Origin of the sequence: Paraburkholderia sp. MM6662-R1 (genome assembly GCF_050436245.1) — a bacterium.
Taxonomy (GTDB): Bacteria; Pseudomonadota; Gammaproteobacteria; order Burkholderiales; family Burkholderiaceae; genus Paraburkholderia; species Paraburkholderia tuberum.
The window spans coordinates 536,821-554,318 of record NZ_JBNDLV010000001.1 but is presented as its reverse complement, the minus strand read 5'-3'; the positions used below and the strand labels follow the sequence as shown (position 1 = coordinate 554,318).

General features: G+C 64.0%; 13 protein-coding genes, 1 tRNA gene and 2 pseudogenes. 8 read left to right on the top strand and 8 right to left on the bottom strand.

Annotated features, from left to right (window positions below):
* Positions 1-73: 73 nt before the first annotated feature.
* A pseudogene (gene mfd / locus OKW39_RS02550) lies at positions 74-3,554 on the bottom strand (transcription-repair coupling factor).
* 122 nt (positions 3,555-3,676) lie between these two features.
* Here mfd and ispD point away from each other — a divergent pair.
* Together ispD and ispF are read left to right on the top strand one after the other, a co-directional pair.
* Positions 3,677-4,390, top strand: a complete 714-nt coding sequence (gene ispD / locus OKW39_RS02545; RefSeq protein WP_429449702.1) for a 2-C-methyl-D-erythritol 4-phosphate cytidylyltransferase — start codon at positions 3,677-3,679, stop codon at positions 4,388-4,390.
* Positions 4,391-4,472: 82 nt separating this feature from the next.
* Entirely contained in the window at positions 4,473-4,952 is a 480-nt protein-coding gene (ispF, locus tag OKW39_RS02540; RefSeq protein ID WP_018432029.1) for a 2-C-methyl-D-erythritol 2,4-cyclodiphosphate synthase, read from the top strand.
* A 34-nt stretch (positions 4,953-4,986) separates the two neighbouring features.
* Here the strand turns inward: ispF and OKW39_RS02535 are convergent, their stop codons facing one another.
* From OKW39_RS02535 to ompR, 3 genes are all read right to left on the bottom strand, one after another.
* On the bottom strand, positions 4,987-5,535 hold the full coding sequence (locus OKW39_RS02535; protein WP_090804730.1) for a peroxiredoxin: 549 nt from the start codon (positions 5,533-5,535) through the stop codon (positions 4,987-4,989).
* Between the two features lie 76 nt (positions 5,536-5,611).
* The gene (locus OKW39_RS02530) at positions 5,612-6,961 is read right to left on the bottom strand and encodes an ATP-binding protein (protein WP_429336409.1); all 1,350 of its coding nucleotides are present in this window, start codon (positions 6,959-6,961) and stop codon (positions 5,612-5,614) included.
* Positions 6,962-7,004: 43 nt separating this feature from the next.
* Positions 7,005-7,739 (bottom strand): two-component system response regulator OmpR, encoded by a 735-nt coding sequence (ompR, locus tag OKW39_RS02525; RefSeq protein ID WP_006048917.1) that lies wholly within the window; start codon positions 7,737-7,739, stop codon positions 7,005-7,007.
* 227 nt (positions 7,740-7,966) lie between these two features.
* Between ompR and OKW39_RS02520 the strand changes: the two genes are divergently transcribed.
* Positions 7,967-8,293, top strand: a complete 327-nt coding sequence (locus OKW39_RS02520; protein ID WP_187610122.1) for a hypothetical protein — start codon at positions 7,967-7,969, stop codon at positions 8,291-8,293.
* Positions 8,294-8,708: 415 nt separating this feature from the next.
* Positions 8,709-9,753, top strand: a pseudogene (locus OKW39_RS02515) (DUF1501 domain-containing protein); the annotation flags it as partial.
* Positions 9,754-9,795: 42 nt separating this feature from the next.
* Here OKW39_RS02515 and OKW39_RS02510 read toward each other — a convergent pair.
* The gene (locus OKW39_RS02510; RefSeq protein WP_429361305.1) at positions 9,796-10,632 is read right to left on the bottom strand and encodes a squalene/phytoene synthase family protein; all 837 of its coding nucleotides are present in this window, start codon (positions 10,630-10,632) and stop codon (positions 9,796-9,798) included.
* Between the two features lie 230 nt (positions 10,633-10,862).
* On the opposite strand from OKW39_RS02510, the gene OKW39_RS02505 reads away from it, so the two are divergent.
* Positions 10,863-10,949, top strand: a tRNA-Leu gene (locus OKW39_RS02505).
* Positions 10,950-11,069: 120 nt separating this feature from the next.
* Here OKW39_RS02505 and OKW39_RS02500 read toward each other — a convergent pair.
* The 3 genes from OKW39_RS02500 to OKW39_RS02490 all read right to left on the bottom strand — a co-directional run bounded on the left by OKW39_RS02500 (position 11,070) and on the right by OKW39_RS02490 (position 13,135).
* The gene (locus tag OKW39_RS02500) at positions 11,070-11,357 is read right to left on the bottom strand and encodes a hypothetical protein (RefSeq protein WP_090804736.1); all 288 of its coding nucleotides are present in this window, start codon (positions 11,355-11,357) and stop codon (positions 11,070-11,072) included.
* A gap of 119 nt (positions 11,358-11,476) precedes the next feature.
* Positions 11,477-11,926, bottom strand: coding sequence for a MarR family winged helix-turn-helix transcriptional regulator (locus OKW39_RS02495; protein WP_429561981.1), 450 nt, complete (start codon positions 11,924-11,926; stop codon positions 11,477-11,479).
* 63 nt (positions 11,927-11,989) lie between these two features.
* The gene (locus tag OKW39_RS02490) at positions 11,990-13,135 is read right to left on the bottom strand and encodes a glycerate kinase (RefSeq protein ID WP_429561980.1); all 1,146 of its coding nucleotides are present in this window, start codon (positions 13,133-13,135) and stop codon (positions 11,990-11,992) included.
* A 542-nt stretch (positions 13,136-13,677) separates the two neighbouring features.
* Here OKW39_RS02490 and tig point away from each other — a divergent pair.
* The 3 genes from tig (at position 13,678) to clpX (ending at position 17,340) form a co-directional block, all read left to right on the top strand.
* Positions 13,678-15,024, top strand: a complete 1,347-nt coding sequence (gene tig / locus OKW39_RS02485) for a trigger factor (protein WP_187610119.1) — start codon at positions 13,678-13,680, stop codon at positions 15,022-15,024.
* A gap of 194 nt (positions 15,025-15,218) precedes the next feature.
* Positions 15,219-15,872, top strand: coding sequence for an ATP-dependent Clp endopeptidase proteolytic subunit ClpP (clpP, locus tag OKW39_RS02480; RefSeq protein ID WP_429361301.1), 654 nt, complete (start codon positions 15,219-15,221; stop codon positions 15,870-15,872).
* Between the two features lie 196 nt (positions 15,873-16,068).
* A complete protein-coding gene (gene clpX / locus OKW39_RS02475; protein ID WP_013089402.1) occupies positions 16,069-17,340 on the top strand; it encodes an ATP-dependent Clp protease ATP-binding subunit ClpX in 1,272 nt (423 codons plus the stop codon).
* Positions 17,341-17,498 lie beyond the last annotated feature (158 nt).

The following is a 17,498-nucleotide window of genomic DNA, read 5'->3' as shown; positions in this document are numbered from 1 at the left end:
TCGATGCAAAAAACGGGGGACGTCCCCCCGTTTTCTGCGGTTTTCACGAGCCTGTGCGCACAGCGTGCCGCGCTCAGCGAGCCGGCGCCGCCGCCGTGCCGCGGCTCGGCGAACCGAGCGCGCGCAAGGTCTCCTTGACGGTCGCGACGCGCACCGCGAGATCCGGGCTGCGCGTTTCGATACGCAGCTTGTCCTGACCCGCGAGCTTGATGTGCTTGTGCTTCTGCACCATCTCGATGATCCGCATCGCGTCGACGGGCGGATTGGGGATGAACTGCAGGCCGATCACCGCTTCACCGGCATCGATCCTTCGAAATGCCGAGCGGCTTCGCGGCGAGCCGCAGTCGATGCGTCTCCACCAGCGCATGCGCCTGCGGCGGCAGCTTGCCGAAGCGGTCGATCAGCTCTTCCTGGATGCCGTCGATCGAATCGTTGTGTTCGCAGTTCGCGAGGCGCTTGTACAGCGACAGCCGTTCCTGCACGTCGCCGCAATAGTCCGACGGCAGGATCGCCGGCGAATGCAGGTTGATCTCGGTGGTCGCGGCGAGCGGCGCGGTGAGGTCTGGCTCCTTGCCGTTCTTGAGCGCCCTCACTGCGTCGTTGAGCATGTCGGTATAAAGCTGGAAGCCGATCTCGTGAATCTCGCCCGACTGCTTGTCACCGAGCACCTCGCCGGTGCCGCGAATTTCGAGGTCGTGCATCGCGAGATAGAAGCCCGAGCCGAGTTCCTCCATCTGCTGGATCGCTTCGAGCCGCCGTTGCGCCTGCTTGGTGAGCCCCTGCGGATCGTGCACGAGCAGATACGAGTACGCCTGGTGATGCGAGCGGCCGACGCGGCCACGCAGCTGATGCAATTGCGCGAGGCCGAACTTGTCGGAGCGGTGGATCAGGATCGTGTTCGCGCTCGGCACGTCGATGCCGGTTTCGATGATCGTCGTGCACAGCAGCACGTTCGCGCGTTGCGCGACGAAGTCGCGCATCACCCGCTCCAGTTCCCGCTCGTGCATCTGTCCATGCGCGACCGCGATGCGCGCTTCGGGCACCAGCTCTTCGAGCATCTGCCGGCGATTCTGGATCGTCTCGACTTCGTTGTGCAGGAAGTAGACCTGGCCGCCGCGCTTCAACTCGCGCAGCATTGCTTCGCGAATCACGCTGTCTTCCTCGCGCCGCACGAAGGTCTTGATCGCGAGGCGCTTTTGCGGCGCCGTTGCGATCACCGAAAAATCGCGCAGGCCTTCGAGCGCCATGCCGAGCGTACGGGGAATCGGCGTCGCGGTCAGCGTCAGTACGTCGACTTCCGCGCGCAGCGCTTTCAGCGCCTCCTTCTGACGCACGCCGAAGCGATGCTCCTCGTCGATGATCACGAGTCCGAGCCGCTTGAACTGCACATCGGACGACAGCAGCTTGTGCGTGCCGATCACGATGTCGACCGATCCTTCGTTGATCTGCCGGATCGCCGCGTTGGCTTCTTTGGTCGACTTGAAGCGCGACAGCTCGGCGATGCGCACCGGCCAGTCGGAGAAGCGGTCGCTGAAGGTTTGCGTGTGCTGCTCGGCGAGCAGCGTGGTCGGCGACAACAGCGCGACCTGCTTGCCGCCCATCACCGCGATGAACGCCGCGCGCAATGCGACCTCGGTCTTGCCGAAGCCGACGTCGCCGCACACGAGCCGGTCCATCGGTTTGCCGCTCGTCATGTCGCCGATCACGGCCGCGATCGCGGCGGCCTGGTCCGGCGTTTCCTCGAAACCGAAGCTCTCGGCGAACTTCACGTAGTCCTTCGGTTCGAGCGCGAACGCGTGGCCCTCGCGGGCGGCACGGCGGGCGTACAGGTTGAGCAGCTCGGCGGCGGTGTCGCGGATCTGCTGCGCGGCCTTGCGCTTGGCCTTTTCCCACTGGCCCGAGCCGAGCGAATGCAGCGGCGCGCTTTCCGGATCGGCGCCGCTATAGCGCGAGATCACGTGCAATTGCGCGACCGGCACGTAGAGCTTGCTGTCGCCCGCGTATTCGAGGTGCAGGAACTCGGTTTCGCCTTCGCCGAGATCCATCGTCACGAGACCCATGTAGCGGCCGATACCGTGCTGCGAATGCACGACCGGGTCGCCGAGCTTCAGCTCGGACAGATCGCGCACCATCGAATCGACGTTGCTCGCCTGTTCCTGGCGGCGGCGTCCCGCGCGGCGCGCGAGCGGCCCGTACAGCTCGGTTTCGGTGATGATCGCGATGCCGTCGCCCGGCAGCGCGAAGCCGTTCGCGAGCGGCGCGACGCCGAGCGAGAAACGCGCGTCGCTCTTGAGCCAGTCGGCGAAGCTGTCGGCCGAGGCGGGCTTCAGCTGGTTGTCGGCGAGCAGTTGCAGCAGCGTCTCGCGGCGGCCCGCCGATTCGGCGGCGAACAGCACCCGGTTCGGCGTCGCGCTCAGATACGCGCGCAGCGCCGAGACGGGATCGTCGGCGTGACGATCGATCGCGAGGTTCGGCAGCGCGATCGACCAGGCGCCGTCGCCGTTGGTGGGCAGCACGAGCCGTGCGAACGGTTTCGCGAACGTGAAGAAATCCTCGTCCGACAGGAACAGCTTCTGCGGTTCGAGAATCGGCCGGTCGCGGTCGTGCGACAGGAAATTGAAGCGCTGCTTCGTGTCGTTGGTGAAGCGCCGGATCGCCGCGTCCAGATCGCCGACGAACGCGAGTTGCGAACCGTCGGGCAGGTAATGGAAGAGGGTGGCCGTCTCCTCGAAGAACAGCGGCAGATAGTATTCGATACCCGCCGACGGCACGCCGTTGCCGATGTCCTTATAGATCGACGCGCGGCTCGGATCGCCCTCGAAAGTCTCGCGCCAGCGGCTGCGGAATGCGGTGCGCGCGGCCTCGTCGAACGGGAATTCGCGGCCCGGCAGCAGGCGCACGTCCTTGACCGGATAGAGGCTGCGCTGCGTGTCGGGGTCGAACGCGCGGATCGAGTCGACCTGGTCGTCGAACAGGTCGATCCGGTAGGGCAGCGGCGAGCCCATCGGAAACAGATCGAGCAGCGAGCCGCGCACGCAATATTCGCCGGGACGCACCACCTGGCTCACGTGCTCGTAGCCGGCGAGCGTCAGCTGCGCCTTCAGCTTCGCTTCGTCGAGCCGTTCGCCTTGCGAGAACGAGAACGTGTAGGCGGCCAGAAACGATGCAGGCGGCATCCGGTACAAGGCCGTCGTGGCCGGCACGAGCAGGATGTCGCAACGGCCTTCGCCGAGGTCGTGCAGCGTCGCGAGACGCTCGGAGACGAGGTCCTGGTGCGGCGAAAACGTGTCGTAAGGCAGCGTCTCCCAGTCGGGCAGGAGGCGCACGCGCGCGTCGGGCGCGAAGAAGCCGATTTCCTGCGACAGCCGCTGCGCGTCGAGCGCGTTTTCGCAGACCACCGCAAGCAGCGGCATCTTCTCGCGATACGCGAGATGGTAGCGGGCGATCAGCAGCGCGTCGGACGAACCGCGCGTGCCGTCGAAGGCGAAACGCTGGCCGGCCTTGACGAGCGCGACGGGCGGGGAGGACTGCGAGGATGCGGCGATGTCTGGCATAAAGGAGAAAAAGGGGCGGCTCGGGGCTCACGCGACGGCCAAGTTTACGCGTGTACGGGCGTGGATGCGAAGGACCTATTATAAAATCCGTCCTTTACTTTGACCTGGCGGCATCCGCACTCGTGACTTCCCGTCTCTTTGCCCTGATCCCGTGCGCAGGCACCGGCAGCCGTTCCGGCGCCGCGATGCCCAAGCAATACCGCACTGTCGCCGGCCGCGACATGCTGCATTACTCGCTCGCCGCGTTCGACGCGTGCAGCGAATTCACGCAGACGCTCGTCGTCATCGCGCCCGACGACCAGCACTTCGACGCCCGCCGCTTCGGCAATCTGCGCTTCGCGGTGCGTCGCGTGGGCGGCGCGTCGCGCCAGGCGTCGGTGCTCAACGGTCTGCACGCGCTCGCCGAGTTCGGCGCCCACGACGCCGACTGGGTGCTCGTGCACGACGCGGCCCGGCCGGGCATCACGCCGGCGCTGATCCGCACGCTGATCGGTTCGCTCAAGGACGATGCGGTCGGCGGCATCATGGCGTTGCCGGTCGCCGATACCTTGAAGCGTATCGACCGCGCGTCGGCCGATGGCCGCATCGCCCATACCGAAGCACGTGACGGCTTGTGGCAGGCGCAGACGCCCCAGATGTTCCGCATCGGCATGCTGCGCGAGGCGATCCTGCGCGCCCAGGCCGACGGCCACGATCTGACCGACGAGGCGAGCGCGATCGAATGGTCGGGCCACGCGCCGAAGCTCGTGCAAGGCAGCCTGCGGAACTTCAAGGTCACGTATCCGGAAGATTTCGATCTGGCCGAGGCGATTCTGAGCCGCCCCGCCGGTTCGTGAAACCGCGCCTGGGCAGATTGGAAAGATTTAGAAAGGCTTTAAAGAAGCTTTAAAAGCTTCAGCACTTGAGGGCGTGACGCACATGGATTTCAGAATTGGGCAGGGCTACGACGTGCATGCGCTGGTGCCGGGGCGCGCGTTGATCATCGGCGGCGTAACGATTCCGTACGAGCGCGGGCTGCTCGGTCACTCGGACGCGGATGTGCTGCTGCATGCGATCACCGATGCGCTGTTTGGCGCGGCCGCGTTGGGCGATATCGGCCGCCACTTCTCCGATACCGACGCGAAGTTCGCCGGCGCCGACAGCCGCGTGCTGCTGCGCGAATGCGTGGCGCGCGTGAAGGCGGCCGGTTTTGCGATCGGCAACGTCGACAGCAGCGTGATCGCGCAGGCGCCGAAGCTCGCACCGCATATCGAAGGGATGCGCGCCAATATCGCGGCGGACCTCGGTCTGCCGATCGAGCGCGTGAACGTCAAGGCGAAGACGAACGAGAAGCTCGGTTATCTCGGCCGCGGCGAGGGCATCGAGGCGCAGGCCGCGGTGTTGTTGGTCAGGAGCTGAACGGGATTTTTGTTTGGGTGACGGGCGGTGCCGCTTACAGCGTCGCGCCGCCGATCGTCCGATTGCTCGGACACAGCTCGTCCGTTTGCAGGCCGTCGAGGATGCGCAGCACTTCTTCGGGATTACGGCCCACGTACAGATTGTTGACCGACACGTGCTGGATCGTGTTGTCCGGATCGACGATATAGGTCGCGCGCAGCGCGACGCCCGCTTCCTTGTCGCGCACGCCGAGCTGGTCGATCAGCTCGCCTTTCACGTCGCCGAACGAGTAGTGGTTGAGCCTGTCGAGCTCCTTGTACTCGCGGCGCCATGCGAGCTTCACGTATTCATTGTCGACGCTGCCGCCGAGCAGCACGGCCTCGCGGTCCTCGAACTCCTTGACGAGCTTGCTGAATTCGACGATTTCCGTCGGGCAGACCAACGAAAAATCCTTCGGATAGAAGTAAATGATTTTCCATTTGCCTGGAAACGACTGCTCGGTGATGTATTCGAACGCCGAGACGCCGTGTTCTTCGTGATGGTTGAAGCCCGGCTTGGCGGCAATGACGGTGAACGCTTCGAGTTTATCGCCAACGGTTTTCATGCAAAGGCTCCTTCGGAAGTCGCAACAAGCGGCGTGTTTCGAATAGCGACGGCGCGCGGTGCCGCGCGTCCTCGGCTCACGCGCTTTTCGCGAGCGGAAACTCGATCGTCACTTCAAGCCCGGGTCCGGGCGAGCGGTTGCGAAGCCGCAGCGCGCCGCGATAACGGGCGACGAGCCGCTGCACGATCGCCATGCCGAGGCCCGTGCCGTTGGCCTGGGTGCGCGCCGAATTCACACGATAGAACGGCCGCGTGACGAGCGCGAGCTGGTCTTCGGGAATGCCGGGGCCTTCGTCGACCACCGAGAGTTCGACGCGCGAGTGGGACACGCGCGTTTCGAGAATGACGCGCGGCACACCGTCGCCGTCGCTGAGGCCATATTTGCGCGCGTTCTCGAGCAGATTGCCGACCACGCGACGCATGTCGGTTTCATCGGCCTCGATCACCGCCGACGGAGCGAGCCGCGTGATCAGCCGCATGCTGTCCTCGCTTTGCATGCGTGCGGCGAGTTCGCTCGCGATCACCGAGAGGTCCACCGGTTCCGGCACACGCTGAACGGGACGCGCGTAGTCGAGGAAGCGGCCGATGATCATGTCCATTTGCTCGATGTCGTCGACCATCGCGTCCTTGGTGGCCTGATCGGACGGGCTCATTTCGGTCTCGAGCCGCAGCCGTGCGAGCGGCGTGCGCAGATCGTGGGAGATGCCCGCGAGCATCAGCGCGCGGTCCGCCTCGAGCTGTTCGAGGTCGCGCACCATCTGGTTGAAGCTTCGATTGGTTTCGGCGGCCACACCCATGCCGCGCTCGGGCAGCGGCTCGGGCGATTGCCCCGAGCCGACCCGGCGCGCGGCCATCGCCAGACGCGCGAACGGCCGGTTCACCAGACTCGTGATGAACGCCGCGCCGAACAGCGACAGCGCGAGCGCGAACACGCCCCAGCCGGCCCATTGCAGGCCGGTGGCGTTGTCGAGCTGATCGCGGTCGAGCGCGACCCAGTAATCGTCGTCGTCGATCTTGAAGCTGATCCATACGCCGTTGATATCGTTGACGCTCTGCGCGATTATGGTGTCGTCGCCGAGACGGCCGCGGATGTCGTGTTCGATCAGGCGATTCAACGATTCGTCGGGCTGGAGTTTGTATTTGTCGGTGGGTTCGCGCGGGTACACGCGCACTCCTTCGTTGCTCTCCAGATCCTGCAGCAGCGCGCGCCGCAGGTCAGGATCGGAATAGAGGAGTGCGGTGCGCGTGAGCTTGACGATCGCGACGAGTTGCAGAGCCACGCGCTGCGCGCGCGGCTCACGCTCGATCACGCGAAAGCTCTGGAACCACGCGGCGAGACTGACTGCGATCAACAGCGCGATCAGCAGAAAGGTCCGCCAGAAAAGGCCGCCGAACGCGAGCGTCAGGAGGCGCCGGTCGATCCGCATGGGCCCTTCTTATGTGACACAGAAACAAAAACGGAGCACAAACTCAGGCTGCACCGTCGGGGATGAAGACGTAGCCGAGGCCCCACACGGTCTGAATGAAGCGCGGGCTGCCCGGATCCGGCTCGATCAGCTTGCGCAGACGCGAGATCTGCACGTCGAGGCTGCGGTCGAAGACCTCGTATTCGCGCCCGCGTGCGAGTTCCATCAGCTTTTCGCGCGACAGCGGCTGACGCGGATGACGCGCGAATACCTTCAGCACCGAGAACTCACCGGTGGTGAGCGGAATTTCCTGGCCGGCCTTGGTCAGCGTGCGGGTGGCGAGATTCAGCGCGAACTCGCCGAACTCGAAGACCTCGGTGGTCTCGGACGGAGCGCCCGGCAACTCGGACGGCGACTGGCGACGCAGCACCGCGTGAATGCGCGCGACCAGTTCGCGTGGATTGAACGGCTTGGGCAGATAGTCGTCGGCACCCATCTCGAGGCCGACGATGCGATCGACATCCTCACCCTTGGCCGTCAGCATGATGATCGGCGTGCGGTCGTTGCTGCCGCGCAGTCGCCGGCAGATCGACAGGCCGTCCTCACCGGGCAGCATCAGATCGAGCACCAGCAGATCGAAGCGCTCGCGCACCCAGAGCTTGTTCATTGACGGCGCATTTTCGGCGACGTAGACGTTGAAGCCTTGTTCGCCGAGGTAGCGGCGCAGAAGATCGCGCAGGCGTGGATCGTCGTCGACGACGAGGATTTTCGAAGGGTTTTTGGTTTCCATGGTCGGCATCTTAGCGCGATTAGAAAGTGGTGCGCGGTTACACCATTTCTGGGGTTACAGTCGGTTACAAAATTTACCCGCGGTGTGGCGCGACGTAAAGTATGCGCGTTTAGACTGCTTTACTGAATGCGGCTGTTCGGTGGATACTTCACTCGACAAAACTCTCGCACCCGGCTGTTACCGGGGTTTGTATACGCATCTGAGGTAGCCGGTTGCCGCGCCACGAAGGGAACAACATGAAGGGAGGGGTTTGGCCGAACGTGCGCCTGAGCGTGATTGCACTGGCGGTTGCCGGTACGCTGGCAGGCACACTGGGCCCGACGCTCGCTCATGCGCAGCCGTCCGCGGATAGAGCGGCGAGCGAGCATGCGCCCCGCTCGGGTAATGGCAGAACCAGCCGCCACAACCCGAGCATCGATCGCCCTGCCTCTGACGCGATGCTGCGCACCGCGGTTCCCCCCGATCTCGATCAACGTCGCCGCGACGGGCATATGACGCCCGAAGAGCGTCGGCTGTTGCGGCAGCACATCGAAGACGCCGTGCGCGAGTTGTACAAGCGTTAATCCCAGCGCGCGCATTGCCGCGTGAAAAATCCCGTTGCATCTTCAGCGTCCACTTTCTGATCCGCTGCTCCGTTGAGTCGCCAGCGCCGGCGCGTTTTTGTGCGCGTCTTGGTGCATACAGGCGCCTCGGCTCACGATGTCACGCCACTCACGAGCGCGCGCCGCGAATCGATATCGCGACCTCCCGACTGTATTCGAGCCGATCCCAACGCGCGCCGAGCGCAACGCATGGACGCCGGATCAGCGTCGCATCTCCGACACGCCGGACCCGGCACGCGTCGAGCCGATCGCCATGCAGTTTCGCGCGAGCGGTTATGACATCGAGGTGACGCTACGCGCGCTCGGCGACAACCTGTTCTATCCGCCGAACCTCAAAGGATGGCCGGGCGGCCCGTCCTGGATCAACAGTTCGACGCTGAAAGGCGGCAACGACGGTTTGAACACCGTGATCCCGTTCGCCGATCCTGCGTACCTCGTGCTGCGCAAAAACATCGGCATCAAACGCGAACAGATGATCCAGCTCGACGAGCGCACCGCGCTGCATCCCGCGTTGGAGCCGCTGATGCCGCTCTCGCGCAGCCGGCAGCTCGCGATCGTGCAGGGCGTCAGCTATGCGCAGCCGAACCTGTCGCATTTCCGTTCGATCGAGATCTGGGATACCGCTCACGCTCCGACCAATATCTGCGCGACGGCTGGCTCACGCGCGCGTTCGCGATGAGGCCGGTGCCCATCGGTTTCGCGGCCGACGGCGTCGTGATCGGCAGCGCCGAAATGGGGCCGCTCGCAAACGGCGCGCGCGCGATCGCGCTGGTCAATCCCGCGCTCGCGCCTATTCTCGACGTCGAAAACGACATCGTGAAACCGGCCGGTCGTCTGCGTGCGACGCAAAGGCAGCCTCAGTTGAAGACCGCGTTTCCGGGCGGCGCGTTCGGCAGTTCGATCAAAACGGCAATGCAGGTGCTGGCCGCTTCGGACACGCTGAAGATAGCTGGCGCCGGACGCGCGCCACTGGAGCAGCCGTTGAGCGGGCAGGGCGTGGCCGTGATCCGGCTAACGCTGAACGGTTTCGATACGCACCAGAACCAGCCGGGACAACAGGCCGAGTTGCTCAAACAGTTCGCGGAAGGGATGGTGGCGATGCAGGCCGCGCTCGTCGAGTTGGGCCGGTGGAACGATACGCTCGTGATGACGTACGCGGAATTCGGGCGCCGTCCGCGCGAGAACCAGAGCAACGGCACCGATCACGGCACGGTGGCGCCGCACTTCGTGACGGGCGGTCGCGTGCAGGGCGGTTTGTTTGGCGTGCCGCCGATGCTTGCGCGGCTCGATGGGAATGGCAACCTGCCGGTCGGCGTGGATTTTCGCCAGCTTTATGCGACGGTGCTCGGGCCTGGTGGGGATTGGACGCGCCTGCGACTCTGCAGCAGCGGCTCGAGCCGCTGCCGTTGCTGCGGGCGTGAGCGCTGGGCGCTGGGCGCGAATCGACGCGCCCGGCGCTCAGGCTACTTCGCGCGCCACGCGATCCATAGCTTGCGGATCGGCGTCAACGCGATGCGTTGATGCAGCACGTGATAACCGTCGCGCTCGATTTCATCGAGCAACGCCAACGCAAGCGCCGCGAGCGCGAGCAGCGTGCGCTGCGCGCGCCGCGCGCTGGCGGGCACCGCGGCGAGCGCGGTCTGCACCGCGTCGCGCGCGCGATTCGTTTCGAACCGCATCAGCTCGGTGAAAGCGTCGGTGTATTTGCGGTTGATCAGATCGGCGGCGGTGACGTTGTAGCGTTGCATCTCGTCGATCGGAACGTAGATGCGGCCGTGCCGGGCATCGTTGCCGGTTTCGGCGACGAACTGCGCGAGCATCAGCGCCTCGCCGAGCGGAGCGGCCCACGCCGACGCATGCGCGGCATCGTCGGCCGACCCGGTTGCAGCCGCGCGCGACACCAGCGACGCAAAATTGCCGCCGACACCCTGCACATAGCGCCGCAGGTTCGGATAGTCGAGATAGCGTGCCTGGTCGAGATCCATCTCGAAGCCCGCGAGCAGTTCCTGCAGAGCCGGATATTCGGCCTGCGCGTCGGGCAGATAGGCCGCGAGTGCCTTGGACACCGGATGCGACGGCGAGCCGGCGGCCAGCGCGGCAATTTCTTTCTGCCACCACGCGAGCTTCGTGCGGCCGACCGCCGGATCGCTCGTCTCCTTGACCGTTTCCTCGAACTCGCGACGCAATGCGAAGAGCGCCGTCAACAGCGGCTGACTGGCGGCGCGCGCCTGGCGAAGCGCATAGTAGGTGCTCGATCCTGGGGGCGCCGCTTTCTGCTGGCAATAGTCGTCGAAATTCACGGGATGAGAGTGTGGGGAAGGACTGGCGAGAAGGGCGCCGACGTCCGTCGCGGCGCCCGTCTCGACGAGCCGAAAATTGTAGCATCGGCGTCGCGCGCGCAGATACCGTCGGGTGCAGACAAGCGCGAATCAATCGGTTAGAATCTCGCGCTTACGCTTTCGGGCACGTGTTCAGCGCGCTTGGGAGTGCACAGGACAATCGGGCGCGACGCTTTGCGGCGTACCCGGCTGCGAGGGTGGCGAAATTGGTAGACGCACCAGGTTTAGGTCCTGACGCCCGCAAGGGTGTAGGGGTTCGAGTCCCCTCCCTCGCACCACTTATTGGTAGTCAAGAAAAACCCCGTCAAGTCTTTGGACCGACGGGGTTTTTTCTTTTTTGCGCGGTCTTCTGAAAGGCCTCAGTGTTGCTCCGCTGCCTTTCATCGCGACCGCGCGACTCAGGCACCCGGCGTTCCCGGCACTTCCTGCGAGCCCGGCAATTCCGCTTGCGCGGCGCCTTCGAGGAAACGGCGCGTCGACTCGAACGCCTGCAGCATCTGGTCCGGCCATGGCGTTTGCAGCATCACCGCCTGATGATTTTCAAATGCCGACGACAGCAGTTTCGCCAGTTCCGGCGAACGAAGATGACGCAGTACGACGCTGACCGCGATCGCGCTCGCCTGGCTCGCGCCGGCGGTCTGGAGTTCCGACGCAGTGAGTGCCGCGACCTGTTTGTTGATGTCCACTGAAGCGTCCCTGGATGAAAAAGAGGGTGAAGGCGCGTTGGCCGAGGCTCAATTTTGACACGCGCCGCCCAATGCCGTGAAACGGCGCTTTTCAAACACGGCCGGTTCGCCGCGCGCTATCACTCCTGCGCGTTCATGGCACGGATCACCTTGTCGAGCGCCGCGCCGAACGCGGCCCTTTCCTCTTCGTCGAGGCAGTCGAACATATCGCCGTTCCACTTGCGCGCGATCGGCATCACTTTGCGATACAGCGCGCGGCCTTCCTGCGTCAGCGAGACCAGCACGACGCGGCCGTCCGCGGCGCTCGCTTCGCGCTGCACGAGTCCCTGCCGGATCAGCGCTTCGGCCGCGCGACTCGCCTGGCTTTTGTCGAGATTGGCATGGCGTGCCAACTCCATGATCGAGAACGGTCCGAACGATCCCACCGTCGCAATCACCCGCGCTTCGGGCAGCGTCACGTCGAGCTTCGCCGCGTAGCGCGCGCTGATGCCGCGCTCGGCCAGTTTGTTCAGTACATGCAGACGATACGTGAGGAACTGCTCGAGCCCGGCTTTGGCGGAGTCCTTCATGGTCACCCCGTGATGAGTGGAACGGTCGTGGCGCTGTGATTGTTGCGGCAACCGTTTCGCGGGTCAACGCACGCCGTATTTCAGGCGCGTCAGCTGCTCGGCTTCGTTGGCGAGCAGGCGCGCCGCGTCGCGAATCGCGACGTCGAGCGTGATCGGCCCCGGCGCCGGAGAAAAGCAGCCGCCGAAGTATTCGGCAAGACGCGGCAGCGCGGCGGGGTCGATCGCGCCGGACAGCAGCGTGGCGGGCACGCCCGCGGCACGCGCATGCGCGCAGGCGATGAACGGCGCCTTGCCGTGCAGCGTCTGTACGTCGGAACGGCCTTCACCGGTGATCAGCCAGTTGGCGCCCGTGAGCGCGGCGTCGAGGCCGATTTGCCGCGCGACGGTTTCCGCGCCCGGCTCGAACTGCGCGCCGAGCATGTGCAATGCGAAGCCGAGGCCGCCCGCCGCGCCCGCGCCCGGCAGGTCACGCGCGGTGCGGCCGAGCGCGGCTTCGAGCAGATCGGCGAAGCGCGCGAGCGCCGCGTCGATCGGCGCGACCTGTTCTGGCTTCACGCCTTTTTGCGGACCGAAGATCGCGGTCGCGCCGTGCGCGCCGGTCAACGGATTGTCGACGTCCGACATGCCGACGAACTGCGTGTCGGCAAGCCGCGCGTCGAGCAGCGACGCATCGACCCGCGCCACGCGCGCAAGCTGCTCGGGTGTGCCTTCGAGTACGTTGCCGTGCGCGTCGAACAGTTGCAAGCCGAGGCCGGTCAGCAGGCCGGCGCCGCCGTCGTTCGTGCTGCTGCCGCCGAGCGCGACGAAAAAGCGCCGCACGCCGGCATCAAGCAGCGCCCGAATCGCTTCGCCCATGCCGCGCGTGCTGCGCGCCTCGACCGGCACGCCCATGCCGACGGGGTCCGTAATGCCGACGATTTCCGCCGTTTCGATGATGGCGCTGCCGTCCGTGAGCAGGCCCGTCAGCGCTGCGCGCGTCGGACCGGCCGCGCCGCGCACGCTAAGCGTGCGGCGCTCGCCGCCGCTCGTGAGCATTGCGTCGAGCGTACCTTCGCCGCCGTCGGCCATCGGACAGATGCGCACGCTCGCGTCGGGGCGTGCGCGCTCGACGCCGGATGCGATCGCTTGCGCGACCTGTTCCGCGCTGAGCGAGCCTTTGAATGAATCGGGAGCGATGACGACGACAGGCGAGGACGACGAATTCGGCATGGTGTCTCTGAGAGGTTTGAGTCGTTGTAAGCGGTTGCCGGAGCGGATGAAGCGACCGGCTGCCGGTGACCGGCGGTGGCGGCCCGACCGAGTGCGTTAGCTTATCAGCATGGGGGCGTCGGCTGAATATGTCGAAAGGCATAGGCGGGATCGCGGCCACGACACGTCGGCCGCGAGCGGGTGCGAGCGTCCACGCGAACGTTCTGTTGCATGACGAAAGAGCGCCGAGGAACGCACGACGCTAACCGGATAGCGATGCCAGCGGCAAATCGCGCTCGCTGTGTCAAAACTAACCGAAAATGGCGCTCAAAACGCCCGGAATGCAGGGAAAACTCGATGCAATCATCGAATCCCGGCTAGGCGCGCAAATAGTTTGCTAAAATATTCGGCTCTTTGGACTCAACCGTGCTGCCGACGGCCTGCAAGCCCGCGGCGCAGGTGCGTGATCGATGCAATCGGCGCAAATCGATGCGAAGCGACATCGACGGGCAGCACGGAGAAGATAACTGATTCGCTCGAATAATTTTAGGACGATTGAAGCCATGGCTAACGTTGTTGAAAACCTCGGCAAGCTCGAACGCCGCGTGACGATTTCCCTGCCGAAGGATGCCGTGCAGAAGGAAGTGGATTCGCGTATCCGTCAACTCGCGAAGAACGTGCGCATGCCGGGTTTCCGCCCGGGCAAGGTGCCGCTCAAGATGGTGACGCAACAGTATTCGGGCCAGGTGGAAGCCGAAGTGCTGAGCGACAAGGTCGGCAAGGAATTTTTCGACATCAGCCGCACCGAAAACCTGCGTGTCGCGGGTCAGCCGAGCTTCGCGCCGAAGACCGACGCTGGTGAAGGCAGCTACGCGTTCGACGCGACCTTCGAGGTGTATCCGGAAGTGAAGCTGGGCGACGTCGCCACGGCTGAAATCGAGCGCACCATGACCAGCATCAGCGAAGCGGAAATCGACCGCACGCTGGACATCCTGCGCAAACAGCGCGTGCACTTCCTCGCTCGCGGCGAGGCAGGCGAGCACGGCGACGGCGGCGCGGACACGGCCGCCAAAGACGGCGACCGCGTGACGGTCGACTTCGTCGGCAAGATCGACGGTGAAGCATTCCAGGGCGGTAGCGCCGAAGACTTCGGCTTCATCCTCGGCGAAGGCCGCATGCTGCCGGAATTCGAAAAAGCGGCGCTCGGCTTGAAGGTCGGCGAAGCGAAGGAATTCGACCTGAAGTTCCCGGACGACTACCACGGCAAGGAAGTGGCGGGCAAGACGGCGCAATTCACGATCACGATGAAGAAGATCGAATGGCCGCATTTGCCGGAAGTCGACGGCGAATTCGCGAAATCGCTCGGCATCGAAGACGGCGATCTGACCAAGATGCGCGCTGAAATCAAGGACAACCTCGAGCGCGAAGCGAAGCGCCGCACGCAAGCCATCGTCAAGAACCAGGTGATGGACGCACTGCTGAAAATCTCGGAGCTCGACGTCCCGAACGCGCTGATCGAGCAGGATCAGGAGCGCCTCGTCGCGATGGCTCGCCAGGATCTGGAACAGCGCGGCGTGCCGAACGCGAAGGACGCGCCGATCCCGGCCGCGATGTTCAAGGAGCAGGCCGAGCGCCGCGTCAAGCTGGGTCTCGTGCTGGCCGAGCTGGTGAAGGCGAACGAACTGCAGGCGAAGCCGGAGCAGATCCGTGCCGAAGTCGATGAATTCGCGAAAAGCTACGAAGACCCGAAGGAAGTCGTCCGCTGGTATTATTCCAACCAGCAACGTCTTGCTGAAATGGAAGCGTATGTCGTTGAAGCCAACGTCGTCGACTTCGTCCTCAGCAAGGCGAAGGTGACGGACAAGGAAGTGAGCTTCGAGGAACTGGCAAGCGCAACGGCGCAAGCGTAAGCGTCGCTGCAACGGCGTGCCGGCTGTCGGAGCGACCGACGGCCGGCACGCCGTTTTTTTGTGCTATGAATCTGTGTGACGTAGCGGATCCGGTCGTGCGGCGCACACGAAGACGGCACTTGAATACGGGCTCGTCGCACCAACCTGTGTCCAGCAGCTAATATTCAGAATATTTCCAGACAAGGATCCATTGCATGACCTTTCGCGCCCAAATGCTGGACACGTTGACCTCCCAGTCGTCCCGGGATCTCGAAGCGAAGGCACTCGGTCTGGTGCCGATCGTCGTGGAAACGAGCGGTCGGGGCGAGCGCTCCTATGATATTTATTCGCGTCTGCTGAAGGAACGCATCGTGTTCCTCGTGGGCGAAGTGAACGACCAGACGGCCAATCTGGTGGTTGCGCAGATGCTGTTTCTGGAAAGCGAGAATCCGGACAAGGACATCTACTTCTACATCAACAGTCCGGGCGGCTCCGTGTCTGCCGGTATGGCGATCTACGATACGATGCAGTTCATCAAGCCGGACGTCTCGACGCTGTGCATGGGGCTTGCGGCGAGCATGGGCGCGTTCCTGCTCGCGGCCGGTGCTAAGGGCAAGCGTTTCGCGCTGCCGAATTCGCGCGTGATGATTCATCAGCCGCTTGGCGGCGCGCGCGGCCAGGCATCGGACATTGAAATCCAGGCGCGTGAAATCCTGTACCTGAAGGATCGGCTGAATCATCTGCTCGCGCACCACACCGGTCAGCCGGTCGAACGCATCGCGCGTGACACCGACCGTGACAATTTCATGTCCGGCGATGACGCGCAGGCGTACGGCCTCGTCGACCAGGTGGCGCACAAGCGTCCCTGATCTGGTACGGTTTTGCCCTGCTGTTTTGCCCACTGTTGCGGCAAAACCGTCATCGGGTCGGTTGTGAATGTTCCACTTCCGTCCGGGCGTCTGCGGCAAGCGCCGTTATCGTGCTCACTAGCCCTGCCGCGCCCAGACTGCGTGGCGGGGGCAAACGGCGTATTATCTAATCCGGTGTCCGGAGGCTCACACATCTATGGCGGACAAGAAAGGTTCTAACAGCGAAAAGCTGTTGTATTGCTCGTTTTGCGGCAAGAGCCAGCATGAGGTCAAGAAACTGATTGCTGGCCCGTCGGTATTCATCTGCGATGAATGTATCGATCTGTGCAACGAAATCATTCGTGACGAGGCTGCAGGCGCGGGCATCGAGGCCGGCTTGTCCAAGTCCGATCTGCCGACCCCGCAGGAAATCCGCGAAATTCTCGACCAGTACGTGATCGGTCAGGAGCGCGCGAAAAAGATCCTCGCGGTCGCGGTCTACAACCACTACAAGCGCCTCAAGCATCTCGACAAGAAGGATGAAATCGAGCTGTCCAAGAGCAACATCCTGCTGATCGGCCCGACCGGCTCCGGCAAGACGCTGCTTGCGCAGACGCTCGCGCGCCTTCTGAACGTGCCATTCGTGATTGCCGACGCGACCACGCTGACGGAAGCCGGCTATGTCGGCGAAGACGTCGAGAACATCATTCAGAAGCTGCTGCAGAATTGTAATTACGAGGTGGACAAGGCTCAGCGCGGCATCGTCTACATCGACGAAATCGACAAGATCAGTCGCAAGTCCGACAACCCGTCCATCACGCGCGACGTGTCGGGCGAGGGTGTGCAGCAGGCTCTGCTGAAGCTGGTCGAAGGCACGATGGCGTCGGTGCCGCCGCAAGGTGGCCGTAAGCATCCGAACCAGGACTTCATCCAGGTCGATACGACGAACATCCTGTTCATCTGCGGCGGTGCGTTCGACGGCCTTGAGAAGGTCATCGTCGATCGCACCGAGAAGACCGGCATCGGTTTCGGCGCGAGCGTGAAGAGCAAGCAGGACCGCGACGCCGGCGAAGTGCTGCGCGAAGTGGAGCCGGAAGATCTGATCAAATTCGGCCTGATTCCGGAGCTGATCGGCCGTCTGCCGGTGGTCGCCACGCTCGGCAAGCTCGACGAAGCGGCGCTGATGAAGATTCTCGTCGAACCGAAGAATGCGCTGGTCAAGCAGTATCACAAGCTGTTCAGCATGGAGCGCGTCGAGCTCGAAATCCGTCCGGCCGCGTTGCAGGCCGTGGCGCGTAAGGCGATCCGCCGCAAGACGGGCGCGCGGGGCCTGCGTTCGATTCTGGAACAGGCGTTGCTTGATGTCATGTACGACCTTCCGCAAATGAAAGGTGTCAGCAAGGTCATCATCGACGACAACGTTATCGACGGCGACGGCAAACCGCTGCTGATCTACGAAGACGCGCCGAAGGTCGCGGGTTCGAACTGATCGGCTTTCGAGTTCTGCAAAAAGGCCGTTCATGGCGACGTGAACGGCTTTTTCGTTTATCGTGTGGTCAGGCTGGTTGTTCTCAACTATGGAGTCACTGAACCTTCGGAGTCACTGAACTTTTCCCACACGCGGAGGCTTGCAATATTTTCTGCTGG

Coding starts and splice junctions, on each gene's coding strand:
- OKW39_RS02520 (WP_187610122.1), top strand. CDS start 7,967: ATGAAGGGAGGGGTTTGGCCGAACGTGCGCCTGAGCGTGATTGCACTG.
- clpP (WP_429361301.1), top strand. CDS start 15,219: ATGACCTTTCGCGCCCAAATGCTGGACACGTTGACCTCCCAGTCGTCC.
- OKW39_RS02535 (WP_090804730.1), bottom strand. CDS start 5,535: ATGAAAACCGTTGGCGATAAACTCGAAGCGTTCACCGTCATTGCCGCC.
- clpX (WP_013089402.1), top strand. CDS start 16,069: ATGGCGGACAAGAAAGGTTCTAACAGCGAAAAGCTGTTGTATTGCTCG.
- OKW39_RS02530 (WP_429336409.1), bottom strand. CDS start 6,961: ATGCGGATCGACCGGCGCCTCCTGACGCTCGCGTTCGGCGGCCTTTTC.
- tig (WP_187610119.1), top strand. CDS start 13,678: ATGGCTAACGTTGTTGAAAACCTCGGCAAGCTCGAACGCCGCGTGACG.
- OKW39_RS02495 (WP_429561981.1), bottom strand. CDS start 11,926: ATGAAGGACTCCGCCAAAGCCGGGCTCGAGCAGTTCCTCACGTATCGT.
- OKW39_RS02490 (WP_429561980.1), bottom strand. CDS start 13,135: ATGCCGAATTCGTCGTCCTCGCCTGTCGTCGTCATCGCTCCCGATTCA.
- ompR (WP_006048917.1), bottom strand. CDS start 7,739: ATGCCGACCATGGAAACCAAAAACCCTTCGAAAATCCTCGTCGTCGAC.
- ispF (WP_018432029.1), top strand. CDS start 4,473: ATGGATTTCAGAATTGGGCAGGGCTACGACGTGCATGCGCTGGTGCCG.